This window comes from Saccharopolyspora indica (assembly GCF_027853965.1).
Classification (GTDB): Bacteria; Actinomycetota; Actinomycetes; order Mycobacteriales; family Pseudonocardiaceae; genus Saccharopolyspora; species Saccharopolyspora indica.
The window spans coordinates 17,354-31,040 of the sequence record NZ_JAQGLB010000024.1; the positions used below are offsets into that span (position 1 = coordinate 17,354).

General features: G+C 72.1%; 14 protein-coding genes. 5 read left to right on the plus strand and 9 right to left on the minus strand.

Annotated features, from left to right (window positions below):
* Positions 1 to 16 precede the first annotated feature (16 nt).
* On the plus strand, positions 17 to 799 hold the full coding sequence (locus OU416_RS34420) for an MmyB family transcriptional regulator (protein WP_270931257.1): 783 nt from the start codon (positions 17 to 19) through the stop codon (positions 797 to 799).
* A 2-nt stretch (positions 800 to 801) separates the two neighbouring features.
* Here the strand turns inward: OU416_RS34420 and OU416_RS34425 are convergent, their stop codons facing one another.
* The gene (locus OU416_RS34425) at positions 802 to 1,275 is read right to left on the minus strand and encodes a hypothetical protein (protein WP_270931258.1); all 474 of its coding nucleotides are present in this window, start codon (positions 1,273 to 1,275) and stop codon (positions 802 to 804) included.
* A 117-nt stretch (positions 1,276 to 1,392) separates the two neighbouring features.
* On the opposite strand from OU416_RS34425, the gene OU416_RS34430 reads away from it, so the two are divergent.
* The 3 genes from OU416_RS34430 to OU416_RS34440 all read left to right on the plus strand — a co-directional run bounded on the left by OU416_RS34430 (position 1,393) and on the right by OU416_RS34440 (position 4,010).
* On the plus strand, positions 1,393 to 1,992 hold the full coding sequence (locus tag OU416_RS34430) for a TetR/AcrR family transcriptional regulator (RefSeq protein ID WP_270931259.1): 600 nt from the start codon (positions 1,393 to 1,395) through the stop codon (positions 1,990 to 1,992).
* A 95-nt stretch (positions 1,993 to 2,087) separates the two neighbouring features.
* Entirely contained in the window at positions 2,088 to 3,008 is a 921-nt protein-coding gene (locus OU416_RS34435) for an LLM class flavin-dependent oxidoreductase (RefSeq protein WP_270931260.1), read from the plus strand.
* Between the two features lie 57 nt (positions 3,009 to 3,065).
* Complete coding sequence (locus OU416_RS34440) at positions 3,066 to 4,010, plus strand: LLM class F420-dependent oxidoreductase (protein WP_270931261.1); 945 nt, start codon at positions 3,066 to 3,068, stop codon at positions 4,008 to 4,010.
* Positions 4,011 to 4,052: 42 nt separating this feature from the next.
* Here OU416_RS34440 and OU416_RS34445 read toward each other — a convergent pair whose 3' ends face one another.
* The 6 genes from OU416_RS34445 to lpdA form a co-directional block, all read right to left on the minus strand.
* Positions 4,053 to 4,523 (minus strand): ArsR/SmtB family transcription factor, encoded by a 471-nt coding sequence (locus OU416_RS34445; RefSeq protein ID WP_270931262.1) that lies wholly within the window; start codon positions 4,521 to 4,523, stop codon positions 4,053 to 4,055.
* A gap of 15 nt (positions 4,524 to 4,538) precedes the next feature.
* Entirely contained in the window at positions 4,539 to 5,645 is a 1,107-nt protein-coding gene (locus tag OU416_RS34450) for a serine hydrolase (protein WP_270931263.1), read from the minus strand.
* Between the two features lie 65 nt (positions 5,646 to 5,710).
* On the minus strand, positions 5,711 to 6,451 hold the full coding sequence (lipB, locus tag OU416_RS34455; RefSeq protein WP_270931264.1) for a lipoyl(octanoyl) transferase LipB: 741 nt from the start codon (positions 6,449 to 6,451) through the stop codon (positions 5,711 to 5,713).
* 166 nt (positions 6,452 to 6,617) lie between these two features.
* Positions 6,618 to 7,502 (minus strand): TIGR01777 family oxidoreductase, encoded by an 885-nt coding sequence (locus tag OU416_RS34460; RefSeq protein WP_270931265.1) that lies wholly within the window; start codon positions 7,500 to 7,502, stop codon positions 6,618 to 6,620.
* Positions 7,503 to 7,617: 115 nt separating this feature from the next.
* Positions 7,618 to 9,351: a 2-oxoglutarate dehydrogenase, E2 component, dihydrolipoamide succinyltransferase gene (gene sucB, locus OU416_RS34465; RefSeq protein ID WP_270931266.1), complete on the minus strand. Its 1,734-nt coding sequence runs from the start codon at positions 9,349 to 9,351 to the stop codon at positions 7,618 to 7,620.
* A 55-nt stretch (positions 9,352 to 9,406) separates the two neighbouring features.
* A complete protein-coding gene (gene lpdA, locus OU416_RS34470) occupies positions 9,407 to 10,777 on the minus strand; it encodes a dihydrolipoyl dehydrogenase (protein WP_270931267.1) in 1,371 nt (456 codons plus the stop codon).
* Positions 10,778 to 11,020: 243 nt separating this feature from the next.
* Here lpdA and OU416_RS34475 point away from each other — a divergent pair, with 243 nt between their 5' ends.
* Complete coding sequence (locus tag OU416_RS34475; protein WP_270931268.1) at positions 11,021 to 11,365, plus strand: oxidoreductase; 345 nt, start codon at positions 11,021 to 11,023, stop codon at positions 11,363 to 11,365.
* Between the two features lie 14 nt (positions 11,366 to 11,379).
* Here the strand turns inward: OU416_RS34475 and OU416_RS34480 are convergent, their stop codons facing one another.
* Together OU416_RS34480 and OU416_RS34485 are read right to left on the minus strand one after the other, a co-directional pair.
* Positions 11,380 to 11,880: an OsmC family protein gene (locus OU416_RS34480; protein ID WP_270931269.1), complete on the minus strand. Its 501-nt coding sequence runs from the start codon at positions 11,878 to 11,880 to the stop codon at positions 11,380 to 11,382.
* Positions 11,881 to 12,105: 225 nt separating this feature from the next.
* Positions 12,106 to 13,596 (minus strand): leucyl aminopeptidase, encoded by a 1,491-nt coding sequence (locus OU416_RS34485; protein WP_270931270.1) that lies wholly within the window; start codon positions 13,594 to 13,596, stop codon positions 12,106 to 12,108.
* Positions 13,597 to 13,687 lie beyond the last annotated feature (91 nt).

Genomic DNA, 13,687 nt, shown 5'->3' on the forward strand with positions numbered 1-13,687 from the left:
GTCATAGGCTGGCGGGATGAGCGGCGATCTGCGGCGCCGGGAGCTCGGTGCGTTCCTGCGGGCCAGCCGGGAACGGCTCGATCCGGCGGACTTCGGCATCGCGGTGCGCGGGCGGCGCCGCACCCCGGGGTTGCGCCGGGAGGAGATCGCGTCCGAGTCCGGCGTGGGCCTGGCCTGGTACGCGTGGCTGGAGCAGGGCCGCGTGCAGACTTCCCGGGAGGTGCTGGAAGCGCTCGCGCGGACGATGCGGATGACGCACGAGGAGCGCAGGCACCTGCTCGCGCTCGGCGGCTACGCGGCCGATGGCGTCGCCGACGACGGGTTGGTGGCACGACTGCGCCCGCTGCTGGACAACTGGCCGCTGACGCCCGCGTTGCTGCTGGACCAGCGCTTCGACGTGCTGGCGGGCAACGCCGCTCACGCCGCGGTGTGGCCGGAGCCGGTGCTGACCGGTCGGCCGAACCTGCTGCTGAGCCTGGCGGGCAGCGCCCGGTTGGAGTCGCTGCTGGTGCCGGAGGAGCGGTTCCTCTACGAGCTGTTCCTGCGCTTCCGCGCCCGAGCGGACCGGTTCCCCGCCGACGACGTGGTGGCGGGGCTGCGGGAGCTGCGGCCCGAACTGGCGCACTGGTGGGACTGCCGGGCGGTGCGCGAGTTCGGCAGCTGGCCGGTCACGGTCCTGGCCGGCGACGCGCGGCTGCGCTTCGAGTGCTCGCTGCTCCAGCCGGACGACACCGCGACGCTGCTGGTGCAGGCACCGGCCGACGCCGGGACCCGGGAGTGGTTGCGGCAGCGCTGCTGAGCTCAGTGCAGGGACAGCAGGCAGGTCTTGCTGGACTCGATCCCGGTGGCCCTGAGCAGCTGGAGGAAGGCCTGCCCGACGCGGGCGACCTCCGCGTCCGGTTCGGCGGGCTCGGCCAGGCCGCTGGCCAGCGCGAGCAGGCGGTGCTCGCGGGCGGCGTCGGCGCGCAGCACCGGGTTCGCCTGGTTGCGGTCGAGCAGCTCGCGGAGCACCGGGTTCGCCGCCGCCGTGCTGCGCCAGGCTTCGGTGACCGCCTGGATCCGGTCGCCGTCCGGGGCGTCACCGGTCTCGACCAGGGCCACGTCGACCCGGCCGATCAGCTGCTGGGTCCACTTGTGCTGCAGGGCGCGCAGCAGCTCGGTGGCGTCGGAGAAGGGGGCGGGCACCTGGTCGAGGGCCTGGACCGGGTTCTGCCGCGCGCTGTCGAGAACCGATGCGATCGCGCGCTGCCGCTGGTGGAAGTCGTGCCAACTCATGTTCGCTCTCCGGGATCGGACCCGGGGGATACCCCAGGTGTGCGGCATACCGAGAGTATGTTGGTGTACCGAGAGTAGCACGGCTCCGTACCGTCGGTATGACTTAGGGTTGTGAGCATGGCGACAGCTCGACCTCGACGTCTGGAGTACTCCGAGTCCACCCGGCAAGCGCTGGTGGACTCCGCCGTTGAGCTGTTCACCGAGCACGGCTACGCGGGCACCTCGCTGGAGGAGATAGCCAAGCGCGCCAGGGTCACCAAGGGCGCGCTCTACCACCACTTCGGCGGCAAGCAGGCGCTGTTCGAGGCGGCCTTCGACGCGGTGGAGACCGGCGTGGTCGCCCGGCTGGCCGGGGTGCTGTCGGAGACCGGGGACCGGTGGGAGGCCACCTGGTCCGGGCTGAGCGCCTTCCTGGACGTCTGCCTGGAGCCGTCCTACCAGCGCATCGTCGTGCGGGACGGGCCCGCGGTGATGGGCTGGGAGCGCTGGCGCTCCGCCGAGGAGACCCACACCTTCGGCGTGGTCCGCGCCGTGGTCGCCGGACTGGTCGAGTCGGGTGCGATCGACCCGCTGCCGGTGGACGCGCTGGCCCGCGTGGTCTTCGGCTCGCTGTCGGCGGGCGCGACCGCGATCGCCGGGTCCGACTCGCCGGAGCAGGTGAAGGCCGACGTCGAGGCCTGCGTCGTGCGGGTGCTGGAAGGCCTGCGCACCCGCTGATCGAAGGCGCGGAACTGCTGTTCAGGCAGGGATTGACCTCGGCTTAGCTCGAAGTTCGATCCTGGTCGCCCAACGGTGACCAGGAGGAGAACGAGATGAGCACCATCGCGATCGGCGTCTGCTTGCCGACCATGGAGGAGATCCGGAAGCTCGGTCCGTCCGCGATCGCCGATGCGGCGCGCCAGGTGGAGGCCGTCGGGCTCGATTCGGTGAGCGCCGCCGACGTGCTGATCGGCGATGGCACTCTCGCGCTGGAGAGCGTCACGGTCCTGGCCACGGCAGCCGCCGTCACCGGACGGGTGAGCCTGGACTTCGGGGTGCTCGCCCTCCCGACGCGCCCCGTCGCCATGATCGCGGCGCAGGTCCAGACGTTGCAGTACCTGTCGGGCAACCGGGTGCGGCTCGGACTCGGCATCGGTGGCTTCCGGGGTTCGCCGTTCTGGCAGGCGGTCGGTGCCCGGGCGACGCACCGCGGGCGGCAGCTCGACACCGCGCTCCAAGTGCTGCCCGGCCTGATCGCGGGCGAACCCACCACCGTGCCCGACGTCGAAGGAACGCCGGAGCTCGTGCTGGCCCCGGCAGTGCCGGTGCCGCCCCTGATGATCGGTGGTGGCACCTCGGAACCTGTGTTGCGCCGCGTCGCGGCTCACGGGGACTGCTGGCTTCCGTCCGCGCTCAGCCCGCGGGACGTGGTTGCCTCCGCCAGCCGGCTGCGGGAGCTGGCGGCCGAATTCGACCGACCGGTCCCACGCATCTGCCTCGGCGTACACGGCGTGCTGGACACCGGAGCCGCTTCCCGGTCCGAGCGCGACGCCATGCTCCGCGACCTCGGCGGGTTCTTCGGGATGACGCCGGAACAGCTCGTCGACGTCGTCATCACCGGAGGTCCCCGCCAGGTCGCGGAGCGTCTCGCCGAGTACGCCGAAGCCGGGGTGGCCGAACTCGGATTCGGGATCGACGCCCACGACTACCACCGCCAGGTGGAGATGATCGCCGAAGCCAGATCACTGCTCTGACGGTCCGGCTCCGAGGGGCGCGGCGGTCGTGCGAGCGCCCCGCTAGCCTCGGGACCCGTGACCGAGAACTTCAAGTTGCGGATCTTCACCGAACCCCAGCAGGGCGCGACCTACGACGACCTGCTGCGGGTCGCCAAGCACGCGGAGGCCACCGGCTACGACGCGTTCTTCCGCTCCGACCACTACCTGAAGATGGGGCCGGTGACCGGGGAACCCGGCCCGACCGACGCCTGGATGACGCTGGCCGGGCTGGCACGCGAGACCAGCAGCCTGCGGCTGGGCACGCTGATGACCGCGGGCACCTTCCGGCTGCCCGGCCCGCTGGCGATCGCCGTGGCGCAGGTCGACCAGATGTCCGGCGGGCGCGTCGAGCTCGGCCTCGGCAGCGGCTGGTACGAGGAGGAGCACACCGCCTACGGCATCCCGTTCCCCTCGCTGAAGGAGCGCTTCGACCGCTACGCCGAGCAGCTGGAGATCATCACCGGGCTGTGGGCCACCCCGCCCGGCGAGCACTTCCGGTTCGACGGCGCGCACTACCAGCTGGCCGAATCGCCCGCGCTGCCCAAGCCGGTGCAGCAGCCGCGGCCGCCGGTGCTGATCGGCGGGCTGGGCAAGAAGCGCACGCCGGAGCTCGCCGCCCGCTTCGCCGACGAGTTCAACCTGCCGTTCACCGACGTCGACACCGCCGCCGCGCAGTTCGGGCGGGTCGACGCGGCGTGCGAGGCGATCGGCCGCGACGCGGGCGAGATCGTGCGCTCGGCGGCGCTGGTGCTGTGCGTGGGCAAGGACGAGCCGGAGATCGCCCGCCGCGCCGGGGCCATCGGCCGCGAGGTCGAGGAGCTGCGCCTCAACGGGCTGGCCGGAATCCCGGCCGAGGCCGTCGACAAGATCGGTGCCTGGCGCGAGCGCACCGGCATCACCCGGCTGTACCTGCAGGTGCTGGACCTCTCCGACCTGGACCACCTGGACCTGGTCGCGAGCGAGGTCGCACCGCAGCTCTGAGCGCACGACGAACGGCCTGCCGGATCTGCGGCAGGCCGTTCATCAGCTGCGGAGCTGGCCTGCGATGTCGGAGGCAGCGGTGAGCAGGATCAGGGCGGGGACCGTCGCCTCGGCGCGGAGCCGGTAGGTGCCGCGCTTGTCCTGCTCCACGAGCCCGCAGCCGGTCAGGCTCTTGAGGTGGTGGTAGAGCTGGCCGGTGGAGCTCAGGCCCGCCGCTTCCTGCAGCGCCGCGGTGTGCTGGGCGCCGGAGCTCGCGAGCAGCCGCACGATCGCCGCCCGGGCCGGGTGGCCCAGCGCGGCGAGCACATCGGTGCGCGGGCCGTCGGGCATGGTGAGGATCCAGGCCGGGTCGGCCTGGATGCGCCACTCCAGGGCGGCCGGTTCGACGAGGCTGCCCTGGTACTGCACGAGCGAGCCGCTGGGTTCGACCGGTTCGGCGCGTTGCGCGCCCTCCAGCGCCGCGACGCGTTGTTCGAGCGCCTCCAGCCGCTGCTGCAAGTCCTCCGAGTCCACGCCGATGAGCTTCCCTCAGGCCCCCAGCGCCTGCGCAAGCCGGTCCCGCCATTCCGGCTGCTGCATCGCCAGCAGCAGCGGGAGGCCGGGATCGCCGCTGCCGAGCTGCCCCGGCGAGATGTCGCCGTGCGCGAGCAGCGCGCCGGACGCCGTGGTGCCGTCCGCGCGGCGAACGGTGAGCCCGCAGGTCAGGACGCCGGGCAAGCTGCCGCCCTTCATGCCGATCCCGATCACACCCGGCGGCAGGTGACCGCTGAGCGGGCGTTCCAGGTGCGTGCGCGCCACTGCCGCGGCCTCGCCGGGGTCGGTGGCGATGGCGCGGTGCAGCGCGGCGAGCTCCGCCGCGGTCGACGACATCGTCCGGTCGGCCCAGGAGAGCTGGTGCTCGTACGGCGGCAGGCCGTTCTGGAGGAGCCGGTCCACGACCTGATCGCGCAAGGTGGCGTCGGTGCTGAAGCGGCGTTCCAGCCGGTATCCCCAGGCTCGGCGGGCCGGTGTCGGCAGCTGGGCGGGCGGAGCGAACTCCGGGAGCAGGAACAGGTATTCCGCGCACATCGAGCGGATGTCGGGGCGGTGCCAGCCGCCCGCTGCCGCCGCCTTGCGCAGCGCCGGTTCGCCGAGGCGGTCGCGGATGAAGTCCGGGGCCGCGCTGTCGCTGAAGGTGATCATCGCCGAGGCCATGTCGTCCAGCGCCACCCGGTGCTCGGGATCGGCCGCGCGCAGGCCGGTCGAATCGGTGGGGATGCCCAGGTGCTGGAGGGCGTTGACGTGCGCGAAGCCGTCGGTCGGCACGTAGAAGCGCTCCCAGTCGCCGACGCGGACCTGCTCCGCGGGGTCCAGTCGGCCTTCGGCGACGGCGGTCGCGTAGGCGGCGAGGTGGACGGCTTTGACCGCCGAGGCCAGCGGCTGCGCGGCGTGCGGGCGGTGCATCAGGTGGTTCCCGCGGCCGTCGTCGAGGACGAGGCCGAGCCGGTCGCGGTGCGCGCTGATCCAGGCCAGCCAGCCCTCCGGCGTCGACAGGTCCGGCGGGGCCGGCGCGGGCTGGGCCAGCGCGCTCGGCGCGAGCAGCAGCGGCGTCACCGCCGCGGCGGTGACGAGCAGGTGACGGCGGGACAGCAGCATGCTCCACTCCTCCAGTAGTCCGTAATTACGGAATTCTAGAGAAGTGGAGTGCTGTTGTCAGGTTCTCAGCGCAAGCTCGGGTCCAGCGACAGCGTCACACCGGCCGCCTCCGGACGCGGGATGTCCCGCTCGGTGACCGGCAGCAGGCCGTCCAGCGCCTCCAGCACACCCCGCCGGACCAGCGGGAACGCCTCCTCGGTCGACACGTCCCTGCCGAGCTCGGCGGTCAGCGAGGTGGTGCCCGCATCGGCGATCCCGCACGGCACGATCCGGTCGAACTCGCTCAGATCGGCGTTGCAGTTCAGCTCCAGGCCGTGCATCGTGATGCCGCGCTGCACGCGGATCCCGATCGCCGCGATCTTGCGCTCCGGCCTGCCGTCGGCCGCGGGCAGCCAGACGCCGCTGCGGCCCTCGACCCGGCCCGCCTGCAACCCGAACTGGTCGCAGACCCAGATCAGGCCCTCCTCGATCCGCCGCACGTAGTCGACCACGTCGATCGGGTCGGCCAGCTGCAGGATCGGGTAGCCGACGATCTGCCCCGGCCCGTGCCAGGTGATCTTGCCGCCGCGATCGACGTCGATGACCGGGGTGCCGTCGGTGGGACGGTCCTCCGGCGAGGTGCGCTTGCCCGCGGTGTAGACCGACGGGTGCTCCAGCAGCAGCATGGTGTCCGGGTTCCGCCCCTCGGCCCGGCCGGACGCCAGCTCGCGCTGCAGGTCCCAGGCGGAGAGGTAATCGATGGTTCCCAGGTGGCGCACTTCCACGGGGTCCGTGGAAGCGCGGCACGAAGAATTCGCACGACTCACGCGCGCCAGGCTACGCCTGCGTCCGCCGAGCCCGGCCGAAGGCTTCTGCGGCTCCGTTTCCGCAGGTCAGGTCCCGTGAGCGTTTTGGGGTGTCATAGCACCACAAAGCACTCACGGGTCGTAACCAGCGGAAACGGAGCGGCAGAGGGGGTGACCTCGACGTCGCTCACCCGACGGCGGCCGCCAGCGCCGAGCTGATCGACGGGTGCTGGAAGGTGAAGCCGTGCGACTCCAGGACGGTCGGCACCGCTCGCTGGCCGACCAGCGCCTGGTCGGCCAGCTCGCCGAGCACGACGCGCAGCGCGAAGCCCGGCACGATCCACGGCGCGGGACGCCCCAGCGCCTCCGCCAGCGCCTTGGTGAACTGCGCGTTGGTCACCGGGCCGGGGCCGGTGAGGTTGACCGGACCGGAGATCTCCGGGTGCTCCAGTACGAACCGGATCGCGGCGACCTCGTCGTCCAGCGAGATCCACGGCATGTACTGCCCGCCGTCGCCCAGCCTGCCGCCCAGCAGCAGCGAGAACAGCGGGCGCAGCTGGCCCAGCAGCCCGCCGGACGGGGCGAGGACCAGGCCGGTGCGCAGCAGCACCACGCGGACACCGGCCTCCGCCGCGGGCTCGGTCGCCGCCTCCCAGCGCTGGCAGAGCTCGGCGAGGAAGTCATCGCCCGGCGAAGCCGACTCGGTCACCGGCTTCGGCCCGGTGTCGCCGTAGTAGCCCACCGCCGAACCGCTGGCGAGCACCGGCACCCCGGCTTCGGCCACCGCTGCGGCGAGCACCTCCGTGGCGCGGACCCGGGAATGCACCAGCAGCCGCTTGCGCTCCGGTGTCCACCGCTTGTCGCCGATGCCCGCGCCGCACAGGTTCACCACCGCGTCCGCGCCCTCCAGCGCATCGGCGTCGAGCCGGCCGGACTCGGGATCCCAGCCCCGCTCGTCCGGAGCGGCGGGCAGACGCCGGACCAGCCGGACCACCTCGTGCTCGGCCGCCCGCAACGAGGCGACCAGGGACGTGCCGATCAAGCCGGACGAGCCGGCCACAACCACGCGCATGCCCGGAATCGTCCCGCACCCGCAGGCCCGAAGCGAGCGCTTCGGCGATCTCCGCCGGTGCAACGGCGAACGGCCGCCCACTGGAATGGTGGACGGCCGTTCGCAGCTGGTCGGCTCAGAGACCGAGGTCGGCCTCGAAGGCGCCTTCTTCCAGCCGCTGCTTCAGCGTGGACAGGAAGCGGGCGGCGTCCGCACCGTCCACCAGGCGGTGGTCGTAGGACAGCGCCAGGTACACCATCGAGCGGATCGCGATGGTGTCCCCGCCGTTCTCGTCGGCGACCACGACCGGGCGCTTGACGACCGCGCCGGTGCCGAGCATGCCCACCTGCGGCGGGTTCAGGATCGGCGTGTCGAACAGCGCGCCGCGGCTACCGGTGTTGGTGATGGTGAAGGTGCCACCGGACAGCTCGTCGGGCTTGATCTTGTTGTTGCGGGTCCGCGCCGCCAGGTCGGCGATCTTGCGGGCCAGCCCGCCGAGGTTGAGGTCCCCGGCGTCGTGGATCACCGGCGAGACCAGGCCGCGCTCGGTGTCCACCGCGACCGACAGGTGCTCGGCACCGTGGTAGGTCACTTCCTTGGTGTCGTCGTTGATCGAGGCGTTCAGCTTCGGGTGCAGCTTCAGCGCCTCGGCGGCCGCCTTCGCGAAGAACGGCAGGAACGACAGCTTGACGCCCTCGGCGGCCTCGAAGTTGGCCTTGGCGCGGTCCCGCAGCCGGGCGATCCGGGTCACGTCGACCTCGATCACCGTGGTCAGCTGCGCAGCGGTCTGCAGCGACTCCACCATCCGGCGGGCCAGCAGCTGCCGCAGGCGCGACATCTTCTGCGTGGTGCCGCGCAGCGCCTGGGCCTCCTCCGACGGCTCCACCAGCGAAGCGGCCGGCGCCGCGGCCGGAGCAGCGGTCTGCGCCGGGGCGGACTTCTTGGCGTCGATCGCGGCCTGCACGTCCTGCTTGCGGATCCGGCCGCCGACACCGCTGCCCTTGATCGCGGACAGGTCGATGTTGTGCTCGTTGGCCAGCTTCCGCACCAGCGGCGTCACGTAGGGCGCGGCACCGGCAGGCGCAGCCTCGGCGGGAGCCGGGGCAGCCGGAGCGGGAGCAGCCGGAGCCGGAGCGGCGGCGGGAGCCGGAGCGGCGGCGGGAGCCGGAGCGGCGGGAGCCGGGGGAGCGGCCGGGGCCGGAGCCGGAGCCGCGGGAGCGGCGGCCTGGGGCTCGGGAGCCGACGGAGCCGGGGCAGCGGCGGGAGCCGCGCCGGCCGCGCCGATCACGGCGAGCTTGGCGCCGACCTCGACGGTGTCGTCCTCGTTCGCGGCGATTTCCAGCAGGGTGCCCGCCACCGGCGACGGGATCTCGGTGTCCACCTTGTCGGTGGAGACCTCCAGCAGCGGCTCGTCGACCTCGACGCTGTCGCCGACCTGCTTGAGCCACCGGGTCACGGTGCCCTCGGCGACGCTCTCGCCGAGCGCGGGCATGTTCACGTCGGTGCCCTGCGCGCCACCGGCCGGGGCGGCCGGAGCCGCGGGGGCCGGCGCGGGCGCGGCGGGGGCGGGCTGCTCGGCGGCCGGAGCGGCGGGCTCGGCGGGGGCCGGGGCGGCCGGAGCCGGGGCCGAGCCGGCGTCACCGATCACGGCGAGCTCGGCGCCGATCTCGACGGTGTCGTCCTCCTGGGCGACGATGCGCTGCAGCACGCCGGCGGCGGGGGACGGGATCTCGGTGTCGACCTTGTCGGTGGAGACCTCCAGCAGGGGTTCGTCGACCTCGACGGTCTCGCCCTCCTGCTTGAGCCACCGGGTGATCGTTCCCTCGGTGACGCTCTCGCCGAGTGCCGGCATCTGAACGGAGAAGGCCATCTCTTGCTGACTCCTCGTGGTGTGGCGGGGTGCTTGGCTGACTGCGGAGCCGACGTCAGCCGTGCACGTGCAGCGGCTTGCCGGCCAGGGCGAGGTGCGCCTCGCCCAGGGCTTCGGTCTGGGTGGGGTGGGCGTGCACCAGCGGAGCGACGTCCTCCGGCAGAGCTTCCCAGTTGTAGATCAGCTGCGCCTCGCCGATGAGCTCACCGACGCGGTCACCGACCAGGTGCAGGCCGACGACGGGGCCGTCGGTCGCGCGGACCAGCTTGACCGCGCCCTGGGTCTTGAGGATCTGGCTCTTGCCGTTGCCCGCCAGGTCGTAGGTGAAGGTCTCCACCGAGCCGTACTGCTCCTTGGCGGCGGCCTCGGTCAGGCCCACCGAGGCGACCTCCGGCTGGCAGTAGGTCACGCGCGGGATGCCGGCCTCGTCGATGGGCTGCGGGTTGAGCCCGGCGATGTCCTCGGCGATGAAGACGCCCTGCTGGAAACCGCGGTGCGCCAGCTGCAGGCCGGGCACGATGTCGCCGACCGCGTAGACGCCGGGCAGGTTGGTGCGCAGGCGCTCGTCGGTGCGGACGAAGCCGCGCTCCACGTTCACCCCGGCCGCCTCGAAGCCGTGGCCTGCGGTGTTCGGGCCGCGGCCGACCGCGACCAGCAGCAGGTCCGCGTCGTAGGTCTCGCCGTTCTCCAGGCTGACCGAGACACCGGCGTCGGTCTGGGTGGCGCCGGTGAACCGCACGCCGGTCTTGAACTTGATCCCGCGCTTGCGGAAGGAGCGCTCCAGGCGCTTGGAGATGAACTCGTCCTCGTTGGGCACCAGGTGCGGCAGCGCTTCGACGATGGTCACCTCGGCGCCGAACGAGCGCCAGACGCTGGCGAACTCCACGCCGATCACGCCGCCGCCCAGCACCACGACCTTGTTCGGGATGAAGTCGAGGTTCAGCGCCTGCTCGCTGGCGATGACCCGCCCGCCCAGCTCCAGGCCGGGCAGCGTCTTGGAGTAGGAACCGGTGGCGAGCACCACGTTCTTGCCGGTGTAGCGGGTGCCGTTCACCTCGACGGTGTTGGCGTCGACCAGCGTGCCCGCGCCCTCGACCAGGGTGACCTTGTGGGCCTTGGCCAGGCCCTGCAGGCCCTTGTACAGGCCGGCGACGACGCCGTCCTTGTACTTGTTGACGCCGTCGATGTCGACGCCCTCGAGGGCGGCCTTCACACCGAACTGGTCGGCGTCGCGGGCGGAATCGGCGACCTCCGCGGCGTGCAGCAGCGCCTTGGTCGGGATGCAGCCTCGGTGCAGGCAGGTCCCACCGAGCTTGTCCTTTTCCACCAGGACGACGGACAGGCCTAGCTCGGCTGCGCGGAAGGCGCAGGCGTAGCCGCCCGAACCGCCACCGAGAATGACTAGATCGGCGGACGTGTCGGTCACTTCGCACTCCTCGACAGGCTTCGTTGACTCGCTGACAGCACTTCACCGGACCGGATGGTCACGAGCACCTGCAAGCCATCTTGTCACCACACGACAGGCTCACGCGACGTGGGCCGGGTGATCTGTGCTGCATCGCGGCGGATCACAGTGGAGGGTGGGTGATTTTTTACCCGTCCCCCATGTCGGTGATGGCACCATCGGTGGCAGGCTGCTCTTCCTTCACCTGAATGGAGGCGAGTTGCGGTGGGCCTCTTCGACCGCTTCCGCAGGCGGCGTGCCGGTGAGGTGCGCGGTGCCGATTCCGCCGATTCCGCGCACTTGATCAGCTGGACCGAGCAGCACCGCGGCGTGGAGGGCTACCTCGAACCGCGCACGACGGTGACCGAGACGACGCTGATGCTCATCGCGCACGACGGCGAGTGGACCCGCCGCCGGGTGGCCGGCCCGGCCGCGGCGCACCGGCTGACCCGCAAGCTCGGCATCCCGCTGTACGAGGTGGCCAAGGTCGGCTACCCGCAGCGGATGCGCGATTACCAGGCCCGCCAGCGCATCCTCCGCGACCGCGACCGCCGCGCCGCCGACGGCTGAACTGGGTTTCCGGGTCAGTTCGCGATGCGGGTGGTCGGGGTGCAGTTGACCGGGAAGTTCACCGCTTTGGCGATGTAGCAGAGCTCGTGCGCGCGCTCGTGCAGCGCTTCGGCCACGTCGATGCTGGCGCGGTCGGACACCGTCACCACCGGGGCGAGCTCGACCGACTCGAACTGGCCGGTGCCGTCCGGGTTCTCGGCGAGGATGCCGCGGGCCTGGTCGTGGTAGCCGGTGACCACCACTCCGCTGTCCGCCGCCAGGTGCAGGAACCACAGCATGTGGCACTGCGACAGCGAGGCGACCAGCAGCTCCTCGGGGTTGTAGCGGTCCGCGTCGCCGAGGAAGACCGGGTCCGCGGAGGCGTCGATGGCGTCCTTGCCGTCGGCGCGCACCTCGTGGGTGCGTTCGTAGCTGCGGTAGGAGCTGGTGCCCTGGCCGGTGTTGCCGGTCCACACCACGTCGACCTGGTACCCGTGCCGGGCCGTCGTCGGCGAGGCCGGTTTCGATTCGGTCATCGGCACATCGTTGCACCGCCGCGGGGTGCTGTGGTGATCCCTTTGCGGCCTACGTCACAAATACGCCACCGGGTGGGGCGATCGGGGAAGCGCGGAACGCGCCGGTTTTGCCTGGTCAGGCCCGTGAGCGTTTTGTGGGGCCATAGCACCCCGAAACACTCACGGGCCATCACCTGCTGAAACGTTCCCCGCTGCCGAAGCATCGGCGGCGAGGACGACCTGCGGTCAGCCCTGGTCGGCGATGTCGGCGAGGACCGCGGCCAGGGTGCGGACCGGGACGCCGGTGCCGCCCTTGGGGGTGTAGCCCCACGGGCCGGAGGTGTTGTACGCCGGGCCCGCGATGTCGATGTGCGCCCACTCCACGCCGTCGGCGACGAACTCCTCCAGGAAGATGCCCGCCGCCAGCATGCCGCCCCAGCGGTGGCCGGTGATGTTGGCCAGGTCGGCCAGCTTGGAGTCCAGGTCGCCGCGCAGCTCCTCCGGCAGCGGCATCGGCCAGGCGCCCTCGCCCGCGGCCTGCGACAGCCGCGCCACCCGGTCGCGGAACTGCTCGCTGCCCATCACGCCCGGGGTGCGCTTGCCCAGCGCCACCACCTGCGCGCCGGTCAGCGTGGAGGTCTCGATCAGGTAGTCCGGCTCGTCCTCGCAGGCACGGGTGATCGCGTCGACCAGGATCAGCCGGCCCTCGGCGTCGGTGTTGAGCACCTCGACGGTCTTGCCGCCGTACATGGTCAGCACGTCGCCGGGGCGGTAGGCGGTGCCGGAAGGCATGTTCTCGGCCATCGGCACGGTCGCGGTGATGTCCAGCGGGTAGTTCAGCCGGGCCGCCAGCACCATGGTGGCCACCACCGAGGCCGCCCCGGACATGTCCGAGGTCATCTCGTCCATGCCCGCCGCGGGCTTGATCGAGATGCCGCCGGTGTCGAAGGTGATGCCCTTGCCGATCAGCGCGACCTTCTTGGCCGCCTTCGGGCCCTTGTGCCGCAGGCGCACCAGCCGCGGCGGGCGGGACGAGCCGGCGCCGACGCCGAGGATGCCGCCGAAGCCCTGCTTGCGCAGCGCGTTGTCGTCGAGCACCTCGACCTCCAGGCCGACGGCGCGGCCCAGCTCGGTGGCGCGCTCGGCGAAGGAGGCCGGGAACAGGTCGTTGGGCGGGGTGTTGATCAGGTCGCGCGCGGTGTTGACCGCCTCGCCGATCGCGGTCGCGCCCTTGAGCGCGTGCACGGCGCTGTCCGCCTTCGCGTCGGCGACCACGAACTCCACTTCGGACACCGGGGCGTCGCCGGACTTCGACTTGTAGCCGGTGAAGGCGTAGGCGCCGAGCACGGTGCCCTGCACCGCGGCGGAGAGGTCCACTCCGGACAGCGTCGTGGCGGCGCGCTCGACACCGGTCAGCGCGCGGGCGGCGGCACCGGAAGCGCGGCGCACCTGCTCGCCGGTCGGCCCGTCGGTCGCGGACTTGCCCAGACCGGTCGCGACCAGGACCGGGGCGCGCAGCTTGCCGCCGCCGGGCAGCTTGACGACTTCGTCGGCCTTCCCGGTCGCGCCCAGCGAGGTCAGCACCTGTCGCAGGTCCCCGTCGTAGGCCGCGGCGACCTGCTCGGAGCCGGGCGCGAGCCGCAGGCCGTCGGTGTCCTGCACGGTGCCGACGATGAGCGCGTCCACGGCCAGCTTGGTCACCGCGGTGTCGGTGAGGGAGAGTTTCGGGGTCGTCACGTGGTCATCCTCCGTTGAAGCTGCCGTGTCAGCATTGGGTCCATTTGCACTCTAGAGGGTTGATTCCAGGCGTGTTTCGCCTGGCGGAAAC

Excerpts from the sequence above, each read along its gene's own strand:
- OU416_RS34420 (WP_270931257.1), top strand. The coding sequence starts at position 17 with ATGAGCGGCGATCTGCGGCGCCGGGAGCTCGGTGCGTTCCTGCGGGCC.
- OU416_RS34425 (WP_270931258.1), bottom strand. The coding sequence starts at position 1,275 with ATGAGTTGGCACGACTTCCACCAGCGGCAGCGCGCGATCGCATCGGTT.
- OU416_RS34430 (WP_270931259.1), top strand. The coding sequence starts at position 1,393 with ATGGCGACAGCTCGACCTCGACGTCTGGAGTACTCCGAGTCCACCCGG.
- OU416_RS34435 (WP_270931260.1), top strand. The coding sequence starts at position 2,088 with ATGAGCACCATCGCGATCGGCGTCTGCTTGCCGACCATGGAGGAGATC.
- OU416_RS34450 (WP_270931263.1), bottom strand. The coding sequence starts at position 5,645 with ATGCTGCTGTCCCGCCGTCACCTGCTCGTCACCGCCGCGGCGGTGACG.
- OU416_RS34460 (WP_270931265.1), bottom strand. The coding sequence starts at position 7,502 with ATGCGCGTGGTTGTGGCCGGCTCGTCCGGCTTGATCGGCACGTCCCTG.
- sucB (WP_270931266.1), bottom strand. The coding sequence starts at position 9,351 with ATGGCCTTCTCCGTTCAGATGCCGGCACTCGGCGAGAGCGTCACCGAG.
- OU416_RS34480 (WP_270931269.1), bottom strand. The coding sequence starts at position 11,880 with ATGACCGAATCGAAACCGGCCTCGCCGACGACGGCCCGGCACGGGTAC.